Origin of the sequence: Klebsiella indica (assembly GCF_005860775.1) — a bacterium.
Taxonomy (GTDB): Bacteria; Pseudomonadota; Gammaproteobacteria; order Enterobacterales; family Enterobacteriaceae; genus Klebsiella; species Klebsiella indica.
In genome coordinates this window covers 39,217-59,009 of the sequence record NZ_VCHQ01000034.1, presented here as the reverse complement: position 1 = coordinate 59,009, position 19,793 = coordinate 39,217, and the positions used below count along the sequence as shown (strand labels likewise).

17 protein-coding genes are annotated in these 19,793 nt (G+C 53.4%); 13 read left to right on the top strand and 4 right to left on the bottom strand.

Annotated features, from left to right (window positions below):
* Window positions 1–263: 263 nt before the first annotated feature.
* From FE839_RS22185 to npr, 11 genes are all read left to right on the top strand, one after another.
* Window positions 264–1,241: a calcium/sodium antiporter gene (locus FE839_RS22185; RefSeq protein WP_138362926.1), complete on the top strand. Its 978-nt coding sequence runs from the start codon at window positions 264–266 to the stop codon at window positions 1,239–1,241.
* Window positions 1,238–2,242 (top strand): arabinose-5-phosphate isomerase KdsD, encoded by a 1,005-nt coding sequence (gene kdsD / locus FE839_RS22180; protein WP_171034945.1) that lies wholly within the window; start codon window positions 1,238–1,240, stop codon window positions 2,240–2,242. The genes FE839_RS22185 and kdsD overlap by 4 nt, the downstream gene beginning before the upstream one ends.
* A gap of 14 nt (window positions 2,243–2,256) precedes the next feature.
* The gene (gene kdsC / locus FE839_RS22175; protein ID WP_138362924.1) at window positions 2,257–2,823 is read left to right on the top strand and encodes a 3-deoxy-manno-octulosonate-8-phosphatase KdsC; all 567 of its coding nucleotides are present in this window, start codon (window positions 2,257–2,259) and stop codon (window positions 2,821–2,823) included.
* Window positions 2,820–3,395, top strand: coding sequence for an LPS export ABC transporter periplasmic protein LptC (lptC, locus tag FE839_RS22170; RefSeq protein WP_138362923.1), 576 nt, complete (start codon window positions 2,820–2,822; stop codon window positions 3,393–3,395). The genes kdsC and lptC overlap by 4 nt, the downstream gene beginning before the upstream one ends.
* Window positions 3,364–3,909, top strand: coding sequence for a lipopolysaccharide ABC transporter substrate-binding protein LptA (gene lptA, locus FE839_RS22165; RefSeq protein ID WP_138362922.1), 546 nt, complete (start codon window positions 3,364–3,366; stop codon window positions 3,907–3,909). Before lptC ends, lptA begins: the two co-directional genes overlap by 32 nt.
* A 6-nt stretch (window positions 3,910–3,915) precedes the next feature.
* Window positions 3,916–4,641 (top strand): LPS export ABC transporter ATP-binding protein, encoded by a 726-nt coding sequence (gene lptB / locus FE839_RS22160; protein WP_138362921.1) that lies wholly within the window; start codon window positions 3,916–3,918, stop codon window positions 4,639–4,641.
* 47 nt (window positions 4,642–4,688) lie between these two features.
* Window positions 4,689–6,122 (top strand): RNA polymerase factor sigma-54, encoded by a 1,434-nt coding sequence (rpoN, locus tag FE839_RS22155; protein WP_138362920.1) that lies wholly within the window; start codon window positions 4,689–4,691, stop codon window positions 6,120–6,122.
* Between the two features lie 22 nt (window positions 6,123–6,144).
* On the top strand, window positions 6,145–6,432 hold the full coding sequence (gene hpf / locus FE839_RS22150; RefSeq protein ID WP_138362919.1) for a ribosome hibernation promoting factor: 288 nt from the start codon (window positions 6,145–6,147) through the stop codon (window positions 6,430–6,432).
* Window positions 6,433–6,498: 66 nt separating this feature from the next.
* The gene (gene ptsN / locus FE839_RS22145; RefSeq protein ID WP_138362918.1) at window positions 6,499–6,987 is read left to right on the top strand and encodes a PTS IIA-like nitrogen regulatory protein PtsN; all 489 of its coding nucleotides are present in this window, start codon (window positions 6,499–6,501) and stop codon (window positions 6,985–6,987) included.
* Window positions 6,988–7,032: 45 nt separating this feature from the next.
* Window positions 7,033–7,887 carry an RNase adapter RapZ gene (rapZ, locus tag FE839_RS22140; RefSeq protein WP_138362917.1) on the top strand — a complete coding sequence of 285 codons (855 nt, stop codon included), beginning with the start codon at window positions 7,033–7,035 and terminating at the stop codon, window positions 7,885–7,887.
* Complete coding sequence (gene npr, locus FE839_RS22135; RefSeq protein WP_138362916.1) at window positions 7,884–8,156, top strand: PTS phosphocarrier protein NPr; 273 nt, start codon at window positions 7,884–7,886, stop codon at window positions 8,154–8,156. Before rapZ ends, npr begins: the two co-directional genes overlap by 4 nt.
* Before the next feature lie 59 nt (window positions 8,157–8,215).
* On the opposite strand, the gene mtgA is transcribed toward npr, so the two are convergent.
* The 4 genes from mtgA to mnmL all read right to left on the bottom strand — a co-directional run bounded on the left by mtgA (window position 8,216) and on the right by mnmL (window position 13,186).
* Entirely contained in the window at window positions 8,216–8,941 is a 726-nt protein-coding gene (mtgA, locus tag FE839_RS22130; protein ID WP_138362915.1) for a monofunctional biosynthetic peptidoglycan transglycosylase, read from the bottom strand.
* Window positions 8,938–9,591 (bottom strand): isoprenoid biosynthesis glyoxalase ElbB, encoded by a 654-nt coding sequence (gene elbB / locus FE839_RS22125; protein WP_138362953.1) that lies wholly within the window; start codon window positions 9,589–9,591, stop codon window positions 8,938–8,940. Before elbB ends, mtgA begins: the two co-directional genes overlap by 4 nt.
* A gap of 233 nt (window positions 9,592–9,824) precedes the next feature.
* A complete protein-coding gene (gene arcB / locus FE839_RS22120) occupies window positions 9,825–12,164 on the bottom strand; it encodes an aerobic respiration two-component sensor histidine kinase ArcB (RefSeq protein WP_138362914.1) in 2,340 nt (779 codons plus the stop codon).
* A 92-nt stretch (window positions 12,165–12,256) separates the two neighbouring features.
* Window positions 12,257–13,186 (bottom strand): tRNA modification radical SAM protein MnmL/YtqA, encoded by a 930-nt coding sequence (gene mnmL, locus FE839_RS22115; RefSeq protein ID WP_138362913.1) that lies wholly within the window; start codon window positions 13,184–13,186, stop codon window positions 12,257–12,259.
* Between the two features lie 673 nt (window positions 13,187–13,859).
* Between mnmL and gltB the strand changes: the two genes are divergently transcribed.
* Together gltB and gltD are read left to right on the top strand one after the other, a co-directional pair.
* Window positions 13,860–18,320, top strand: a complete 4,461-nt coding sequence (gene gltB, locus FE839_RS22110; RefSeq protein ID WP_138362912.1) for a glutamate synthase large subunit — start codon at window positions 13,860–13,862, stop codon at window positions 18,318–18,320.
* Between the two features lie 9 nt (window positions 18,321–18,329).
* Window positions 18,330–19,748 (top strand): glutamate synthase subunit GltD, encoded by a 1,419-nt coding sequence (gene gltD, locus FE839_RS22105; protein ID WP_138362911.1) that lies wholly within the window; start codon window positions 18,330–18,332, stop codon window positions 19,746–19,748.
* The last annotated feature ends 45 nt before the right edge of the window (window positions 19,749–19,793 follow it).

Genomic DNA, 19,793 nt, shown 5'->3' with positions numbered 1-19,793 from the left:
AAACCCAACATTTTTACAGAAACTTACCCGCCCCGGTTAACCAAAACTGGCATTTGTTTTACTTTTTCCGCACATATTCCCTAAATAACGCGCACCGCAGAGTCACCGCCCATAAGGATAAATCCCATGAATAAAACGAGTCACTCAGCGTCAATGCACATGCAACTTGAAGTATGACGGGTATAAAGTCAAAATTAAGAATTCGTTACGCTGCCTACGGACGGCCAGCGAGGCGACGATTATACCTGAAGAAAGGACGTTAGATGCTCTTAGCGACGGCTCTGTTAATTATTGGTTTATTGCTGGTTGTCTACAGCGCCGATCGTCTGGTCTACGCCGCTTCAATACTTTGCCGTCTCCTGGGGATCCCCCCGCTTATTATTGGCATGACGGTGGTCAGCATCGGTACCAGTTTACCGGAAATCATCGTCTCCACCGCCGCCTCCCTCCACGGGCAAACCGAGCTGGCGATTGGCACCGCGCTCGGATCGAATATCACCAATATTCTGTTGATTCTCGGTATCACTGCGCTGTTTCAGCCTTTTACCGTGCATTCTGATATCCTGCGTCGTGAATTACCGCTAATGTTGCTGGTCAGTTTACTGGCGGGGGTTGTGCTATATGACGGGCAGCTCACGAGGATGGATGGCTTTTTTTTACTGACGCTGGCCGTACTCTGGCTACTGTTCACCCTTAAAATCGCCCGTCTCGCGGAACGTCAGGGTAGCGATAGCCTGACCCGCGAACAGCTGGCGGAGCTGCCACGTGAAGGGTCGCTTCCCGTCGCCTTGCTTTGGCTGGGCGTTGCGTTGATTGTGATGCCAATGGCCGCGCGAATGGTCGTTGATAACGCCACGGTACTGGCAAACTTTTTTGCCATCAGCGAGCTGAGCGTTGGCTTAACGGTGGTGGCCATAGGCACCAGCTTACCGGAACTGGCAACCGCTATCGCCGGGGCGCGAAAAGGTGAAAATGATATTGCTATCGGGAATATCATTGGCGCGAATATTCTTAACATTGTGCTCGTCCTCGGCCTCCCCGCGCTAATTGCCCCTGGCGCCTTCACCGCAGAGGCCTTCACCCGCGACTATGGCGTCATGCTGCTGGTCAGCCTGGTGTTTGCCCTACTGTGCTGGCGTCGTAAACAGCAGCCAGGCAGGCTTGTCGGTGCCCTGTTAGTTTGCGGTTTTGTGCTTTGGTTGGCGATGCTGTACTGGACAGCGCCGCTCTTCGTTGAATGATTCGGGATAACATTATGTCGCAAACAGATTTGCCAGCGGATTTTGACTTTCAACGGGCAGGCCGTGAGGTTCTGGAAATTGAACGTGAAGGTCTGACGCAGCTCGATCAATACATTAATGAAGATTTTACCCGCGCCTGTGAGACCATTTTTCGCTGTAGCGGAAAAGTGGTGGTGATGGGGATGGGCAAATCCGGCCACATCGGACGTAAAATGGCGGCCACCTTTGCCAGCACCGGCACACCGTCATTTTTTGTTCATCCAGGCGAAGCCGCGCACGGTGATTTAGGCATGGTCACCTCACATGACGTGGTTATCGCACTGTCTAACTCCGGTGAATCCAATGAAATTCTCGCCCTGATCCCTGTCCTCAAGCGTCAGCAGGTTTCATTAATTTGCATGACCAGTCGCCCTGAAAGCAGCATGGCGCGCGCAGCGGATATTCATTTATGCGTCAAGGTCCCTAAAGAGGCGTGTCCACTGGGGCTGGCGCCAACAACAAGCACGACCGCCGCGCTGGTTATGGGCGATGCGCTCGCGGTGGCACTGCTGGAAGCACGCGGTTTTACCGCTGAAGATTTTGCGTTGTCGCATCCCGGCGGCGCGCTGGGACGTAAACTGCTCCTGCGAGTTAATGATATTATGCACACCGGCGATGAGATTCCGCACGTTAGCCTGCGCGCCACGCTGCGCGATGCGTTACTGGAGATCACACGTAAAAATCTGGGCATGACCGCGATCTGCGATGATGAAATGAACATCATCGGCATTTTCACCGATGGCGATCTACGCCGGGTATTTGATACTGGCATCGATATGCGCAATGCCAGTATTGCCGAGGTAATGACGCGAGGCGGTATCCGCATCCGTCCCGGCACGCTGGCCGTCGATGCGCTGAACCTGATGCAATCTCGTCACATCACCTGCGTACTGGTTGCTGATGGCGACCGTCTACTGGGTGTGGTACATATGCACGATCTCCTGCGCGCAGGTGTAGTGTAAGTAAGGAAAAAATAATGAATAATACTGATGCCCTGTTGACGACCTGCTATGGGCCAGTAAGCCAGGAGTTTATCGACCGGGCGGCGAAGATCCGTTTATTGATCCTGGATGTGGACGGCGTCCTGTCTGATGGCCTTATCTACATGGGCAACAATGGCGAAGAGCTGAAAGCGTTTAATGTCCGTGATGGCTACGGGCTCCGCTGTGTCCTGACCTCAGGTATTGAAGTGGCGATAATTACCGGGCGAAAAGCTAAACTGGTGGAAGACCGTTGTCAGACGCTGGGCATCACGCATCTGTACCAGGGGCAATCTGATAAGCTTTTGGCGTTTCATGAATTACTCAACAAGCTGGCTGTTCATGCAGATGAAGCGGCCTATATTGGTGACGATCTTATTGACTGGCCGGTTATGGCTGAAGTCGGTTTAAGCGTCGCGGTAGCCGATGCTCACCCCCTGCTGATCCCACGTGCGGATTACGTCACGCGTATCAACGGTGGTCGCGGAGCGGTACGGGAAGTGTGCGATTTGCTACTATTGGCGCAAGGCAAGCTGGATGAGGCCAAAGGGCAATCGATATGAGTAAAACCAGACGTTGGGTTATCATTTTACTGTCGCTGGCCGCGCTGATCCTGATTGGTCTTAACCTGGCGAGTACGGACGATACCTCCCAACAGGCGGTCAATCCTGATGAGCCAACGTATACCAGCGAGCATACCGATACTGTAGTTTATAGCCCGGAAGGCGCGCTTAGCTACCGGTTGACCGCTGAACATGTGGCGTATTTTTCCGCGCAGCAAATCTCGTGGTTTACTAAACCCGTGATGACCACCTTTGATACGAACAAAGTACCGACCTGGTCCGTCACGGCTGATAAAGCGAAGTTAACGAACGACCGCATGCTGTATCTTTACGGGCACGTTGAAGTCAATGCGCTAACAGCGGATGCTCAACTGCGCAAAATTACGACGGATAACGCCCAGATAAACCTGGTGACACAGGATGTTACCTCCGATGACATGGTGACATTGTACGGGACAACATTTAATTCCAGCGGCCTGAAAATGCGCGGGAACCTACGCAGCAAAAATGCCGAGCTGATTGAAAAGGTTAGAACCTCTTATGAAATTCAGAACAAACAAACTCAGCCTTAAGATTGCGCTCGCCAGCGCCTTACTGGCCGCCAGCTTGCCGGCACTGGCAAAAACGGGTGATACCGATCAGCCGATTCATATTGAATCCGATCAGCAGTCGCTGGATATGCAGGGCAACGTCGTGACCTTTACTGGTAATGTTGTCGTCACGCAGGGAACGATCAAAATCAATGCTGATAAAGTTGTCGTCACCCGTCCCGGCGGAGAGAAAGGCAAAGAAGTGATCGACGGTTACGGTAACCCGGCAACCTTCTACCAGATGCAGGACAATGGCAAACCAGTAAAAGGCCGCGCATCAAAGATGCATTATGAACTGCAAAATGACTTTGTCGTTCTGACCGGTAATGCCCATCTGGAACAGCTTGATAGCAATATTCAGGGTGACAAAATCACCTATCTGGTGAAAGAGCAAAAAATGCAGGCGTTCAGCAATAAAGGTGGACGTGTAACCACGGTACTGGTTCCTTCGCAGTTGCAGGACAAAGGCAACGATCAGTCAAAGAAGGGTAAGTAATTCGTTATGGCAACATTAACTGCAAAGAATCTCGCCAAAGCCTATAAAGGCCGCCGGGTGGTGGAAGATGTCAGTCTGACCGTCAACTCCGGGGAGATTGTCGGCCTGCTGGGCCCGAACGGCGCCGGTAAGACAACCACTTTCTATATGGTGGTCGGTATTGTACCGCGCGACGCGGGCAACATTATTATTGATGATGAAGACATCAGCTTGCTGCCTCTGCATGCCCGCGCCCGCCGCGGTATCGGCTACCTGCCGCAGGAAGCGTCTATTTTCCGTCGCCTGAGCGTTTACGATAACCTGATGGCCGTATTGCAGATTCGCGACGATCTCAGCAATGAGCAGCGTGAAGACCGGGCAAAAGAGCTTATGGAAGAGTTTCATATTGAGCACCTGCGCGATAACATCGGCCAGGCGCTCTCCGGCGGTGAACGTCGCCGGGTAGAAATCGCCCGCGCGCTGGCCGCTAACCCGAAGTTTATCCTGCTGGATGAACCTTTCGCCGGCGTTGACCCGATTTCCGTTATCGATATCAAACGCATTATTGAACACCTGCGCGACAGCGGACTTGGCGTACTGATCACCGACCATAACGTCAGAGAGACGCTGGCCGTTTGTGAGCGCGCCTATATCGTCAGCCAGGGGCACCTGATTGCCCACGGTACGCCGCAACAAATCCTTGAAGACGAGCAGGTTAAGCGCGTGTATCTTGGGGAAGACTTCAGACTCTGATAGGGTAGAGGTTACAGACGTTTTAGCCGGAGATATTAGCTCTGAATATGAAGCAAGGTTTGCAATTAAGGTTAAGCCAACAGCTTGCCATGACGCCACAACTACAGCAGGCAATTCGCCTGTTGCAGTTGTCCACGTTAGAACTCCAGCAAGAACTCCAGCAGGCGCTGGAGAGTAACCCGTTGCTCGAGCAAACCGATCTTCACGATGAGGTAGAAACCAAAGAGACAGAGGATCGCGAATCTCTGGATAGCGTTGACGCTCTTGAGCAGAAAGATATGCCGGAAGAGTTACCGCTTGACGCCAGCTGGGATGAGATTTACACCGCAGGTACCCCGTCAGGCAACGGGGTGGATTATCAGGATGATGAACTGCCGATTTATCAGGGGGAAACCACCCAGAGCCTGCAGGATTATCTGATGTGGCAGGTGGAACTCACCCCTTTCACTGACACCGATCGCGCTATCGCCACATCGATCGTCGATGCCGTTGATGATACTGGCTACCTGACCGTTTCTGTTGAAGAGATCGTGGAAAGCATCGGCGATGATGAAATCGGGCTTGAAGAGGTCGAAGCCGTTCTCAAACGTGTTCAGCGTTTCGATCCCGTCGGCGTAGCGGCAAAAGATCTGCGCGACTGCCTGCTGGTCCAGCTTTCTCAGTTTGCCAAAGAGACGCCATGGATTGATGAAGCGCGACAGATCATTAGCGATCATCTCGATCTGCTGGCCAATCATGATTTCCGCACATTGATGCGCGTCACCCGTCTCAAAGAAGACGTCCTCAAAGAAGCAGTAAATCTGATCCAGTCGCTGGATCCGCGCCCTGGCCAGTCCATTCAGACCGGTGAACCCGAATATGTTATTCCTGATGTTCTGGTGCGCAAAGTGAACGGTCGCTGGGTGGTCGAACTCAATTCAGACAGCCTTCCGCGCCTGAAGATCAATCAGCACTATGCAGCCATGGGTAACAGCGCACGCAACGATGCGGATGGTCAGTTTATCCGCAGTAATCTGCAGGAAGCCCGCTGGCTTATCAAAAGTCTGGAAAGCCGTAACGATACACTGTTACGCGTCAGTCGCTGTATCGTTGAACAGCAGCAGGCCTTCTTTGAACAGGGTGAAGAGTTTATGAAGCCGATGGTTCTGGCAGATATTGCCCAGGCCGTCGAAATGCATGAATCCACTATCTCACGCGTTACCACGCAAAAATACCTGCACAGTCCACGCGGTATTTTTGAGCTGAAGTATTTCTTCTCCAGCCATGTCAACACCGAAGGCGGCGGCGAAGCATCGTCGACAGCCATTCGTGCGCTGGTGAAGAAGTTAATCGCCGCGGAGAACCCCGCGAAGCCATTGAGCGACAGTAAACTCACCACCATGTTATCCGAGCAGGGTATTATGGTGGCGCGCCGTACCGTCGCTAAGTACCGAGAATCTTTATCTATTCCGCCGTCAAACCAGCGTAAACAGTTAGTTTGACCCAACCGATAAGGAAGACACTATGCAGCTCAACATTACAGGGCAAAACGTCGAAATAACCCCCGCAATGCGTGATTTCGTGAATGCGAAATTTAGCAAACTGGAGCAGTTTTTCGACAGGATCAACCAGGTCTATATAGTGTTAAAAGTAGAGAAGGTGACGCAAATTGCGGATGCCAATCTGCATGTCAATGGTGGTGAAATCCATGCCAGTGCGGAAGGGCAGGATATGTACGCCGCCATCGATGGTCTTATTGATAAGCTGGCGAGACAGTTAACAAAACATAAAGATAAACTGAAACAACACTAATTGTCCGGGCAATAGCCTGTGCCAACCGCTTACCGGCGGTTGGCAAGGAAGAGCTCAGGTGAAATTATGACAAATAACGATTCGGCTCTACAACTGAGCAACGTCCTTAACCAGGAATGTACCCGTAGCCAGGTTCACTGCCAAAGCAAAAAACGCGCGCTGGAAATCATCAGCGAGCTGGCGGCAAAACAGCTAAGCTTACCGCCCCAGGTGGTGTTCGAAGCCATTCTCACCCGTGAAAAAATGGGCAGTACCGGGATTGGTAACGGTATTGCGATTCCACATGGCAAACTTGAAGAGGATACGCTACGGGCTGTGGGCGTTTTTGTTCAGTTGGAAACCCCCATCGCATTCGATGCTATCGACAATCAACCCGTCGATCTCCTGTTTGCTCTTCTCGTTCCCGCCGATCAAACAAAAACGCATCTGCATACGCTGTCGCTGGTCGCAAAACGTCTGGCGGATAAAACCATTTGCCGTCGCCTGCGCGCCGCACAAAGTGATGAAGAGCTATATGACATCATCACCGGTTCAGGAAGCAATGATGAAGCATAACAGGAATCGCACCTTACTCTTTATCGTACTGAGGAGAAACGGTACATGGTACTGATGATCGTCAGCGGCCGTTCAGGGTCGGGGAAATCCGTCGCCCTGCGAGCGCTGGAAGATATGGGCTTTTACTGCGTGGATAACCTGCCAGTTGTACTGCTGCCCGAACTGGCGCGCACCCTTGCGGACAGAAATATTTCGGCGGCCGTCAGCATTGATGTGCGTAATATGCCCGAGTCGCCGGAAGTCTTTGAGCAGGCGATGAAAAACCTGCCCGCCGAATTTTCGCCTCAGTTGTTGTTCCTTGATGCCGATCGTAACACCTTAATTCGCCGCTATAGCGATACGCGGCGCCTGCACCCGCTCTCGAGTAAAAACCTGTCGCTGGAAAGCGCTATTGATGAAGAGAGCGATCTGCTGGAGCCTTTGCGTTCCCGCGCCGACCTGATTGTCGATACTTCCGAAATGTCAGTGCATGAGCTGGCTGAAATGCTGCGCACGCGTTTGTTAGGTAAACGCGAACGCGAACTGACAATGGTCTTCGAATCCTTTGGCTTTAAGCACGGCATCCCCATCGACGCTGACTACGTCTTTGATGTGCGCTTCCTGCCAAACCCGCACTGGGATCCAAAGCTGCGTCCAATGACTGGCCTCGATAAACCGGTCGCCGCCTTCCTCGATCGACACACAGAAGTTCACAATTTTATCTACCAGACCCGCAGCTATCTTGAGCTATGGTTACCCATGCTGGAGACCAATAACCGCAGCTATCTGACGGTGGCGATTGGTTGTACCGGGGGTAAACACCGTTCAGTTTACGTCGCCGAACAGCTGGCGGACTACTTCCGCTCGCGCGGTAAAAACGTGCAGTCTCGTCACCGGACGCTGGAAAAACGTAAATCATGACCGTGAAGCAAACCGTTGAGATCACCAATAAGCTGGGCATGCACGCTCGTCCGGCAATGAAATTATTCGAATTAATGCAGAACTATGATGCTGAGGTGCTGTTGCGCAATGACGAAGGGATTGAAGCTGAAGCCAATAGCGTGATAGCCCTGCTGATGCTCGACTCGGCCAAAGGGCGTCAGATTGAGATTGAAGCCAACGGTCCGCAAGAAGCTGAGGCGCTGGCGGCGGTTATCGCGCTCTTCAATGCCGGATTTGATGAAGACTAAACCCTTCGCGGTCGTTCTATGCTTACCGGGGCTGAAAGAAAATGAGAACACGGCAAGCATCAATGTAGCTTATGCTCCCGCATAAACCCCTCCCCGCCTAACTGGCGCATCTGCCGCAAAATCCACGCCTGACGGCTGCGGACGTACCCTGACGGCGCATCGACGCGAAAACGAATCGGATTTGGCAAAACCGCAGCCAACAGCGCCGCTTCAGATGCCGTCAACTTACTCGCCGGCTTATGAAAATAGCGCTGCGACGCGGCCTCCACGCCAAACGTTCCATGACCAAACTCAGCGATATTCAAATAAACGGTAAGAATGCGTTTTTTGCTCCACACCATCTCAATACCGACGGTCAGCCCCGCTTCCAGACCTTTTCTTAGCCAACTGCGCCCTTCCCACAGGAACAGGTTTTTCGCCGTCTGCTGTGACAGGGTCGATGCGCCGCGAATCCGGTTCTCATGACGCTCATTATGGGCTAACGCCTTCTCAATCGCCGGGATATCAAATCCCCAATGTTCCGGGAATTTCTGATCTTCTGCGGCAATAACCGCCAGCCCCATCCAGGGCGAAATCTGATCCATTCCCACCCAGTCGGAATGGGCAACGTACTGAAAATCGCCGGAGAGCCAGGCGCCAGCTTGCCGCTCCAGCATCACCGCAGAAAAAGGCACCGGCAGAATGCTAAACAACGCAATTCCTCCGCACCATACCGCTACACACACCAACAACAGCCGCAGCAAAAAGCGCTTAATCATCGGCAGTGGTGAAAAGCGGTATTTCATGCAGCCAGAACCAGCACGCGCGCAACCAGTTTTTCAATACCGCTTGCCGCTTCGGCAATATTCTGCGCCAGCATATACGCCGGAGTCGTCACGACTTTGTTATCTTCATCAACCACAATATCATCGACCGGGCAAGGTACATGTTCAGCTCCCATCTCTTCTATCGCATCGGCGGTATCAAGATCGGTACCGATAGTCACGCGCAGCGGGATGGTGAAAATTTTAGCTAACAGAGCCGGAGCGATACAAATAAAGCCCAGTGGTTTACCGGCCTGATGCATTGCCAGCGCCAGCGCTTTCAGATCGCTATCAACCTCACAATGACTGCCCTGTGAGGCGAAATTGCTGAGATTCTTCGCCGCGCCAAAACCGCCTGGCACGATCAGCGCATCCAGCTCATCCGCCCTGGCAGCCGCCAGAGGCCGAATCTGTCCACGCGCAATACGCGCTGCTTCCACGAGCACATTGCGGCTTTCAGACTGCACTTCACCGGTCAAATGATTGATGACATCGGTTTGTACTTTATCAGGCGCGAAACAGATGGCCTCGGCACCGTTGCGGACGATAGCCAGTATGGTGATGACCGCTTCATGAATTTCGCTTCCGTCATAAACACCGCAACCGCTCAACACGACACCAATTCTCTTCATCACATCAGCCCCTTAGTACAAGTCTATGAAACCAGTAAAAAATTTTGATTTACTCGCTATGCTTCACATATTTTACCGATTCACGTAACAAATTATTTAAGGTTTGCTATCTTAATGAGCGAGCAAACCAAATTCTCAGGTTGCGCCGCGTAAAAAATCACTCAAATGATTCTGGCCCAACAACCCGTTCCCTGGTGTTGGCGCAGTATTCGCGCACCCCGGTTTATCCGGGGTCATTTTTTCTCCGCCGCCGCGACCCATGCTTTTAGCACGGCTACATCGCTTTGCCACTCGGATTTCATCTCTTCAACCCATTCAGCAACATTATCTGACCATGCGGGCAGATCCGGTGTTTGAATCTGCTGACCAAGCTGCTGAATGTGACGTAAGCCGATTGAGCCCGCAGCCCCCTTTATCTTATGTCCTTCATCGACAATCCCTTTTTGGTCACGCGCGGTCAGATTTGATTCGAGTACAGCCAGATAACCCGGCATCATCCTCTCAAAAACCGCCAGACCATCATTAATCAACTTTGGTCCCACCAGCGAGATGTATTGCTCAAGCATGGGAATATCCAGCACAAAAGTCGATTTATCGACATCTATAGAGGGCATCTCGTTCTCTTCCTCTTCCGGTGAATCCCAGTATTTCTTGATAATCGCGGTTAACGCCGGAACAGAGAGTGGCTTACTGAGCACATCGTCCATCCCTGCCTCCAGATACTCTTTTTTATCCTTCAGTACGTTAGCCGTGAGCGCCACCAACGGCGGAAGTTGATCAGCAGTGAAACGTTGCTTCAACTGACGAGAGATATCCAGGCCCGTCATATCCGGCAATTGAATATCCAGCAGCACCAGATCATATTCACCGGGGGTAAACATCTCCAGCGCGGCTTTCCCGGTCATCGCCACATCCACGCTGTTACCCAGTTTCTCCAGCACCGAGCGCGCGACAACCACGTTTAATTCGATATCCTCCACCAGCAGCACATTCAGTGCGGGTAATGGCATATCATCTTGCGCCAGAGTATCTTCCACTTCTTCCGCAACGGCAGGCGCATGTACGGTGAGAGTGAAGATCGCTCCCTTACCTGGCTGACTGGAAACGCAAATATCGCCCCCCATATTCCGCGCCAGGCGACGTGATACGGCGAGGCCGATGCCGGTACCGGTTGCCGGTTTGCCGCCATGGCTATCTTTGACCTGATAATACATCGCGAAAATCTTATCCTGCTCCGCTTCAGGAATGCCGATCCCCGAATCTTCCACTTCAAAGTGCAGGATATCGCCTGCATCATAGCGCACGCGAACGTTCACACACCCGCCTTGCGGGGTAAACTTCACGGCATTACTGATAAGATTCCACAAAATTTGACGCAGACGCGTACCATCGGTGATCACTTTATGCGGCAGCGGCAAGGTAGGTTCCAGCACAAATTGCAGACCTTTCTGCTGCGTCTGAAGGCCAGAGAGGTTTTCCAGATCGGCGAGGAAACCGGTGAAATCAACCGGCTGGTTGTCCAACTGAACTTTACGCCGTTCCATCTTATCCATCTCAATAATATCGTTGAAGATATTACCCAGCGTTACTGCAGAGACATGGATAGTTTTCAGGTATTTTTCCTGTTCGTCAGTCAGTTCGGTATCCAGCAGGATCCGGCTAAGCCCCACGATGCCATTAAGCGGTGTACGCAGCTCGTGACTGATTGTTGAGATGAAGGTGGTCTTATCCCGGCTGGCCCGCTCCAGCGCATCCTGGTAGCGCTTACGTTCGGTAATATCGCGACCAAACCCCATCAGCCCACGCCGTTTACCAACACGGTCATAGTACGGCACTTTACGGATTTCAAAGCAGGCTTTCCGCCCGTCCGGGTAATCCAGCCACTGTTCATAGGTCAACGAAATGTTATGGCGGAAGACTTTCTCATCCGTCTCCAGCACCTTATCCGCCGCCTCTTCGCTGTATACATCCTGTGGCTTCAGGTGAATAAGCTGTTTTTCACTTTTGCCCGTCAATAGCTCCACGGCGCGGTTACAGCCGGAAAACTCTTTATCTTCATTGCGATAGAAGACCAAATCCGGTGATGCATCAAGGAAAGAACGCAGAAAGGAGGACTGCTGTTCAAGCTGAATTTGCGTCTCTTCACGCTCCTTCATTTCTATTTTCAGTTGCTCAAGCGTCGTTTCACGCTCCGCCTCGGCTTTTTCACGCTCACCGATTTCCTGATTCAGTTGAGCGATGTTGTCTTTAAGCTTGACGTTAAGATTGAGATCGCGCTCGCGCATCTCCTCCAGTTTCTCCACCAACCGCGAGAGACGCTGTCTGGACTCTTCCAGTTGCTCAACCACCACCGAGAGGAAATAGACCGCCCACGGGGTGATCAGCAGGCCAAAGAAAATGGAGCGGATAACATCAATACTTTCCACCTGGCCATGCAGCACCATCGTAACGGCCATCTGCACAACAATCGCCAGTACCACCAGCGCCAGAGCTAGTAGCATTGAAAAACGCACCAGACCCAGCTTCATCATCAGGTCAACATAATACTGCGCCAGCATACGAATTTGCTTCATAAGGAATTCCTTAGCGACAACTCCGCACAATAATACTCAATTCTGAGCAAGACGCTGTAAGTTGTGCAAAAAATGCAGAGACCCTTCATACTTCACGCGACAGGCTGGCGCCACGGCAATCCCAGCGCCGCCCCCTGAACGCCATGTTCGCGGAGATATTTATCCAGCTCAACCATTCCGGTCCAGCGATTCTCACACCATAAAGGGGCCAACAGCGTCGGACGACGGGCGCTGGCGGAAATACGGTGATAAATCACCTCAGGTGGAGTATGGCGGATCATCTCTCCAGCGATGGTCGTATAGTCGTCCAGCTCAATCCCCTTCAACCGTCCGGCCTGCCACGCCTTCGCCATGATGCTTCCCTTCACAATATGAAGCGGGTGCAGCTTAATGCCATCCACACCGGTTTCCACCACCTGTTCTAACGTCTCCAGGCATTCTGCCTGCCCTTCCCCCGGCAGGCCGACGATAAGGTGGCAGCATACCTTCAGCCCTCGCTCACGCGCCAGACGCGCAGTACGCTGGTAGCAGGCAAAATCATGGCCGCGATTAATTCGATGCAGCGTCTTATCGTGGGCGGTTTGCAGCCCCAGCTCAAGCCATACCTCGTAACCCTGTTGCCGATATTCGCAAAGCAGATCCACGACGGCGCCTGGGACACAATCCGGGCGCGTACCGACACACAATCCGACGATACTGGCCTGGCTGACCGCCTGTTGATACAGGGCGCGCAGCACCTGTACCTCAGCAAAGGTGCTGGTGTAAGCCTGAAAATAGGCCAGATAGCGCTTAGCCCGATTCACCAACTGCGCCTGATGCGCCAGTTGTTCGACAATAGAGCGATGCTGCTGTTCTTCGTCGGCAAAGGAGGCGACATTGCAGAAAGTACAGCCGCCGCGGCCAATGGTGCCATCACGATTCGGGCAGCTAAAGCCGCCATGCAGCGTCAGTTTATGGACCTTTTCGCCATAGCGACGCGCAAGATCCCCGCCAAACATATTGACTAATTTTTGTAACTGCATAATCTGGTAGACCGGCCTTAAGAAAGGGGCCAAGCCTGCCATTTTTAGCCGCTGACGACGATGACCTGGATCAATCGTCAACGTGGCCGTTTATCCCGTTGCATAAAAAATCAAGATAACTGCAATTAAATTCACCTTTAAGGTAATGAGTTTTCCTTATATATAGCCGCAAATTTACCATTATCTTTATCAGGGCACAAAACAGTGTTAAAAACCAAAAAACAGAAAAAAACAAGAAAAAAAATCCAAAAATAAAAAATAATTAAGCATATAAATACAATATCATGCCATTGATATAGTGAGACAGATCACACTCGATTATGCCCCCCGATACGTTTCAATGGCATTTAAAATGCGATTATTTTAATAAAAATCATCACGTTAAATGTTGTATAGTACATTTTTGTATAAATAAGATTGCCATTTGACGTATGTGTGGATTCCCGATAAGTTGGGAATCCGCTGGAAGCTTTCTGGATGAGCGTTCTGCTCATCATATTTATGCAGTAATTGAGATTCCCTCTTAATAGCAAGTCCTCAAACTTGTGTTCCGATGCGAAAAGGATTTAAAGAGGGCGAATGCGAGGTGTAAACCCCGTCGCCATGCTCTTTCTGTGCCCGTGCGCAATCGGTATCGGAGGGCGTCCCGTAGAGCCTGGGGAGGTTCACTGATATGTTGTACGATAAATCCCTTGAGAGGGATAACTGTGGTTTCGGCCTGATCGCCCACATAGAAGGCGAACCTAGCCACAAGGTGGTGCGAACCGCTATACACGCACTGGCCCGAATGCAGCACCGCGGTGCGATCCTTGCCGATGGAAAAACCGGCGACGGTTGTGGCCTGTTGCTACAAAAACCCGATCGCTTTTTCCGGATTGTTGCGGAAGAGCGCGGCTGGCGTTTAGCCAAGAATTATGCCGTTGGGATGTTATTCCTTAATAAAGATCCTGAACTGGCCAAAGCGGCGCGCCGTATCGTCGAAGAAGAACTTCAGCGTGAAACGCTGTCTATTGTCGGCTGGCGCGAAGTGCCTACCAACGATGGCGTTCTCGGTGAAATCGCCCTCTCCTCGCTGCCACGTATTGAGCAAATCTTTGTTAACGCCCCGGCAGGCTGGCGTCCGCGCGACATGGAGCGCCGTTTATTCATCGCCCGTCGCCGTATCGAAAAACGTCTGCAGGATGATAAAGATTTTTACGTTTGCAGCCTGTCGAATCTGGTCAATATTTATAAAGGTCTGTGTATGCCGGCGGATCTGCCGCGCTTCTACCTGGATCTCGCGGATCTGCGCCTGGAATCAGCCATTTGCCTGTTCCATCAGCGCTTTTCCACTAACACCGTGCCACGCTGGCCGCTGGCGCAGCCGTTCCGCTATCTGGCGCACAACGGCGAAATCAATACCATCACCGGTAACCGCCAGTGGGCTCGCGCCCGTACCTATAAATTCCAGACGCCGCTGATCCCGGATCTCCACGATGCCGCGCCATTTGTCAATGAAACCGGCTCCGACTCCAGCTCCATGGATAATATGCTGGAGCTGCTGCTGGCGGGCGGGATGGACATTATCCGCGCCATGCGCCTGCTGGTTCCGCCAGCCTGGCAGAACAACCCGGATATGGACCCAGAGCTGCGCGCGTTCTTTGACTTTAACTCCATGCACATGGAGCCGTGGGACGGCCCGGCGGGCATCGTGATGTCCGATGGTCGTTTCGCCGCCTGTAATCTTGACCGTAACGGCCTGCGCCCGGCGCGCTACGTGATCACTAGCGACAAACTCATCACCTGCGCCTCCGAAGTCGGTATCTGGGATTACCAGCCGGATGAAGTGGTGGAAAAAGGCCGCGTCGGCCCCGGCGAGCTGATGGTTATCGATACCCGTGAGGGGCGCATCCTGCACTCTGCGGAAACCGACAACGATCTGCAAAGCCGCCATCCGTATAAAGAGTGGATGGAGAAAAACGTCCGTCGCCTGGTGCCATTCGAAGAGCTGCCCGATGAAGAGGTCGGTAATCGTCAGTTGGATGATGATACCCTCGCCAGCTACCAGAAACAGTTCAACTACAGCGCTGAAGAGCTGGACTCCGTCCTGCGGGTATTGGGTGAAAACGGCCAGGAGGCAGTCGGTTCAATGGGTGACGATACCCCATTCGCCGTTCTTTCCAGCCAGCCGCGTATCATTTACGACTATTTCCGCCAGCAATTTGCGCAGGTGACCAACCCGCCGATCGATCCGCTGCGTGAAGCGCACGTCATGTCGCTGGCCACCAGCATTGGCCGTGAAATGAACGTCTTCTGCGAAGCGGAAGGCCAGGCTCACCGCCTGAGCTTCAAGTCGCCGATTCTGCTGTACTCTGATTTTAAACAGCTGACCACCATGGAAGAAGAGCACTATCGTGCCGACATCCTGGATATCACCTTTGATGCCAGCGAAACCACGCTGGCTGAAACGGTCAAAGTGCTGTGCGATAAAGCCGAACAGATGGTGCGTAATGGTACCGTCCTGCTGGTGCTGTCCGATCGCAACATCGGTAAAAACCGCCTGCCGGTACCGGCCCCAATGGCCGTGGGAGCGATTCAGACCCGTCTGGTGGATAAGAGCCTGCGTTGCGACGCTAACATTATTGTTGAAACGGCCAGCGCCCGCGATCCGCACCACTTTGCTGTGCTGCTGGGCTTCGGCGCGACGGCTATCTACCCGTTCCTCGCCTATGAAAGCCTGGCGAAACTGGTGGATAACAACACGATTGACAAAGCGTACCGTACGGTGATGCTGAACTACCGTAACGGTATCAACAAAGGTCTGTATAAGATCATGTCGAAGATGGGTATTTCGACCGTCGCATCCTATCGCTGCTCGAAGTTGTTCGAAGCTGTGGGCCTGCATCGCGAAGTATCCGACCTGTGCTTCCAGGGCGTGGTCAGCCGTATCGGCGGTGCCGGTTTCGACGACTTCCAGCAAGACCTGCTGAACCTGTCGAAACGCGCCTGGCTGATGCGTAAGCCGCTGGCCCAGGGCGGACTGTTGAAATATGTCCATGGCGGCGAATATCACGCCTATAACCCGGATGTGGTGCGTACCCTGCAGCAAGCGGTACAAAGCGGCGAATACAGTGATTATCAGCAGTACGCCAGGCTGGTCAATGAGCGCCCGGCGGCAACGCTGCGCGATTTGTTAGCGGTGACCCCTGACGGGGCCACCGTCAGCCTGGACGACGTTGAACCGGCAAGCGAGTTGTTTAAACGTTTCGACACGGCGGCGATGTCTATCGGCGCGCTAAGCCCGGAAGCGCACGAAGCTCTGGCAGAAGCGATGAACGGCATCGGCGGTAACTCTAACTCCGGCGAAGGGGGTGAAGATCCGGCACGCTATGGCACCAATAAAGTGTCGCGTATCAAGCAGGTAGCCTCCGGTCGTTTCGGTGTCACCCCTGCTTACCTGGTCAACGCTGATGTGATCCAGATTAAAGTTGCTCAGGGCGCGAAGCCTGGCGAAGGCGGTCAGTTGCCGGGCGATAAAGTTACGCCATATATCGCCAGACTGCGTTATTCCGTACCTGGCGTGACGCTGATCTCTCCGCCGCCGCACCACGATATCTACTCTATCGAGGATCTGGCGCAGCTGATTTTCGACCTGAAACAGGTCAACCCGAAAGCGATGATCTCCGTGAAGCTGGTTTCTGAACCGGGCGTCGGCACCATCGCGACCGGCGTGGCGAAAGCCTATGCTGATCTGATCACCATCGCCGGTTACGACGGCGGTACTGGCGCCAGCCCGCTATCTTCAGTGAAATACGCGGGTTGTCCGTGGGAACTGGGGCTGGTGGAAACCCAGCAGGCGCTGGTGGCCAACGGCCTGCGTCACAAGATTCGTCTGCAGGTGGATGGCGGTCTGAAAACCGGCCTCGATATCATCAAAGCGGCAATTCTTGGTGCGGAAAGCTTCGGCTTCGGCACCGGCCCGATGGTAGCGCTGGGCTGTAAATATCTGCGTATTTGCCATCTGAACAACTGCGCAACCGGCGTCGCAACCCAGGATGATAAGCTGCGGAAAAACCACTACCACGGCTTACCGTTCAAAGTGACCAACTACTTTGAATTTATCGCCCGTGAAACTCGCGAGCTGATGGCATCGCTTGGCGTGAAGCGTCTGGTGGATCTGATTGGTCGTACCGACTTGCTGAAAGAACTGGAAGGGTTTACGGCTAAGCAGCAGAAGCTGGAACTGTCCCGACTGCTGGAAACCGCGGAACCGCATCCAGGTAAGGCGCTGTATTGCACCGAGAACAACCCGCCGTTCGACAACGGCGTGCTCAATGCGCAACTGCTGCAACAGGCAAAACCCTTTGTTGACAGCAAGCAGAGTAAAACGTTCTGGTTCGATATCCGTAACACCGACCGCTCCGTTGGGGCCTCGCTGTCCGGTTATATCGCCCAGACCCACGGAGACCAGGGGCTCGCTGCTGACCCGATTATCGCCCACTTCAGCGGGACGGCCGGCCAAAGCTTCGGTGTCTGGAACGCGGGCGGCGTTGAACTGCATCTTACCGGCGACGCTAACGATTATGTGGGTAAAGGTATGGCTGGCGGCCTGATCGCCATTCGCCCTCCGGTTGGTTCAGCCTTCCGGAGCCACGAAGCCAGCATCATCGGCAACACCTGCCTGTACGGCGCAACTGGCGGTCGTCTGTATGCGGCTGGCCGCACAGGCGAGCGCTTCGCGGTGCGTAACTCCGGCGCGATCACCATCGTCGAAGGCATTGGCGACAACGGCTGTGAATATATGACCGGCGGCATCGTCTGCGTGCTGGGCAAAACCGGTGTTAACTTCGGCGCGGGAATGACCGGCGGCTTTGCTTATGTTCTGGATGAAGACGGCGATTTCCGCAAACGCGTGAACCCGGAGCTGGTGGAAGTGCTGGACGTTGAGTCTCTGGCTATCCACGAAGAGCACTTGCGCGGTTTGATTACCGAGCACGTGCAGCTTACCGGTTCGCAGCGCGGCGAAGAGATCCTGGCCAACTGGCCGGCCTTCTCGGCGAAGTTCGCACTGGTTAAACCGAAGTCCAGCGATGTTAAAGCACTGTTGGGTCACCGTAGTCGTTCCGCAGCGGAGCTGCGGGTGCAGGCGCAGTAAGGGGTTAAGATGAGTCAGAATGTTTATCAATTTATCGACTTACAGCGCGTTGATCCGCCGAAAAAAGCGCTGAAGATCCGTAAAATTGAGTTTGTGGAAATTTATGAGCCGTTTTCAGAAGGCCAGGCTAAGGCACAGGCAGATCGCTGCCTGTCCTGCGGCAACCCGTACTGCGAATGGAAGTGCCCGGTGCACAACTACATCCCGAACTGGCTGAAGCTGGCGAATGAAGGGCGTATCTTCGAAGCGGCGGAACTGTCGCATCAGACCAACACGCTGCCGGAAGTCTGCGGGCGCGTTTGCCCGCAGGACCGCCTGTGCGAAGGTTCCTGTACCCTGAACGATGAGTTCGGCGCGGTAACCATCGGCAATATCGAGCGCTATATCAATGATAAAGCATTTGAAATGGGCTGGCGTCCAGACCTGTCTGGCGTAAAGCAAACCGGCAAAACCGTCGCGATTATTGGCGCCGGCCCGGCTGGCCTGGCCTGTGCGGATGTGCTGACCCGTAACGGCGTGAAAGCGGTGGTCTTTGATCGTCATCCGGAAATCGGCGGCCTGCTGACCTTCGGTATTCCGGCCTTTAAGCTGGAAAAAGAGGTGATGACTCGTCGTCGCGAGATCTTCACCGGCATGGGTATTGAATTCAGGCTCAACACCGAAGTGGGCCGTGATGTGCAGCTCGACGACCTGCTGAAAGATTACGATGCCGTATTCCTTGGCGTCGGCACCTATCAGTCAATGCGCGGTGGGCTGGAAAATGAAGACGCCTCTGGCGTGTTCGACGCGCTACCGTTCCTGATCGCCAATACCAGGCAGATTATGGGCTTTGGCGAAACGACTGAGCAACCATTCGTCAGCATGGAAGGTAAACGCGTGGTGGTCCTCGGCGGTGGCGATACCGCAATGGACTGTGTACGTACGTCTATTCGTCAAAACGCCTCTCACGTCATTTGCGCCTATCGCCGTGACGAAGAGAATATGCCGGGCTCTAAACGCGAAGTGAAAAACGCGCGTGAAGAGGGTGTCGAGTTCCAGTTCAACGTCCAGCCGTTAGGCATTGAAGTGAATGCTAACGGTAAAGTCTGCGGCGTGAAGATGGCGCGTACCGAAATGGGCCAGCCAGACGCGAAAGGCCGTCGGCGCGCGGAAATCGTCGCCGGTTCTGAACACGTCGTACCTGCTGATGCGGTTATTATGGCATTTGGTTTCCGTCCGCACAGCATGGAATGGCTGGCGAAACACAGCGTGGAGCTGGATTCCCAGGGGCGCGTCATTGCGCCGGAAGGCAGCGATAATGCCTTCCAGACCAGTAACCCAAAAATCTTCGCCGGTGGCGATATCGTGCGCGGTTCCGATCTGGTGGTGACGGCGATTGCCGAAGGCCGTAAGGCGGCGGATGGGATTCTGAACTACCTGGAAGTGTAATGCGAAAGCCTGGATAGTCGTCTTATCCGGGTAATCCATCATCGC

What these genes read in the sequence shown, in the direction of transcription:
- kdsC (WP_138362924.1), top strand. Translation starts at nt 2,257, where the DNA reads ATGAATAATACTGATGCCCTGTTGACGACCTGCTATGGGCCAGTAAGC.
- lptA (WP_138362922.1), top strand. Translation starts at nt 3,364, where the DNA reads ATGAAATTCAGAACAAACAAACTCAGCCTTAAGATTGCGCTCGCCAGC.
- arcB (WP_138362914.1), bottom strand. Translation starts at nt 12,164, where the DNA reads ATGAAGCAAATTCGTATGCTGGCGCAGTATTATGTTGACCTGATGATG.
- mtgA (WP_138362915.1), bottom strand. Translation starts at nt 8,941, where the DNA reads ATGAAATACCGCTTTTCACCACTGCCGATGATTAAGCGCTTTTTGCTG.
- FE839_RS22185 (WP_138362926.1), top strand. Translation starts at nt 264, where the DNA reads ATGCTCTTAGCGACGGCTCTGTTAATTATTGGTTTATTGCTGGTTGTC.
- gltD (WP_138362911.1), top strand. Translation starts at nt 18,330, where the DNA reads ATGAGTCAGAATGTTTATCAATTTATCGACTTACAGCGCGTTGATCCG.
- hpf (WP_138362919.1), top strand. Translation starts at nt 6,145, where the DNA reads ATGCAGCTCAACATTACAGGGCAAAACGTCGAAATAACCCCCGCAATG.
- ptsN (WP_138362918.1), top strand. Translation starts at nt 6,499, where the DNA reads ATGACAAATAACGATTCGGCTCTACAACTGAGCAACGTCCTTAACCAG.
- lptB (WP_138362921.1), top strand. Translation starts at nt 3,916, where the DNA reads ATGGCAACATTAACTGCAAAGAATCTCGCCAAAGCCTATAAAGGCCGC.
- rapZ (WP_138362917.1), top strand. Translation starts at nt 7,033, where the DNA reads ATGGTACTGATGATCGTCAGCGGCCGTTCAGGGTCGGGGAAATCCGTC.
- lptC (WP_138362923.1), top strand. Translation starts at nt 2,820, where the DNA reads ATGAGTAAAACCAGACGTTGGGTTATCATTTTACTGTCGCTGGCCGCG.
- gltB (WP_138362912.1), top strand. Translation starts at nt 13,860, where the DNA reads ATGTTGTACGATAAATCCCTTGAGAGGGATAACTGTGGTTTCGGCCTG.
- rpoN (WP_138362920.1), top strand. Translation starts at nt 4,689, where the DNA reads ATGAAGCAAGGTTTGCAATTAAGGTTAAGCCAACAGCTTGCCATGACG.
- kdsD (WP_171034945.1), top strand. Translation starts at nt 1,238, where the DNA reads ATGATTCGGGATAACATTATGTCGCAAACAGATTTGCCAGCGGATTTT.
- npr (WP_138362916.1), top strand. Translation starts at nt 7,884, where the DNA reads ATGACCGTGAAGCAAACCGTTGAGATCACCAATAAGCTGGGCATGCAC.
- mnmL (WP_138362913.1), bottom strand. Translation starts at nt 13,186, where the DNA reads ATGCAGTTACAAAAATTAGTCAATATGTTTGGCGGGGATCTTGCGCGT.
- elbB (WP_138362953.1), bottom strand. Translation starts at nt 9,591, where the DNA reads ATGAAGAGAATTGGTGTCGTGTTGAGCGGTTGCGGTGTTTATGACGGA.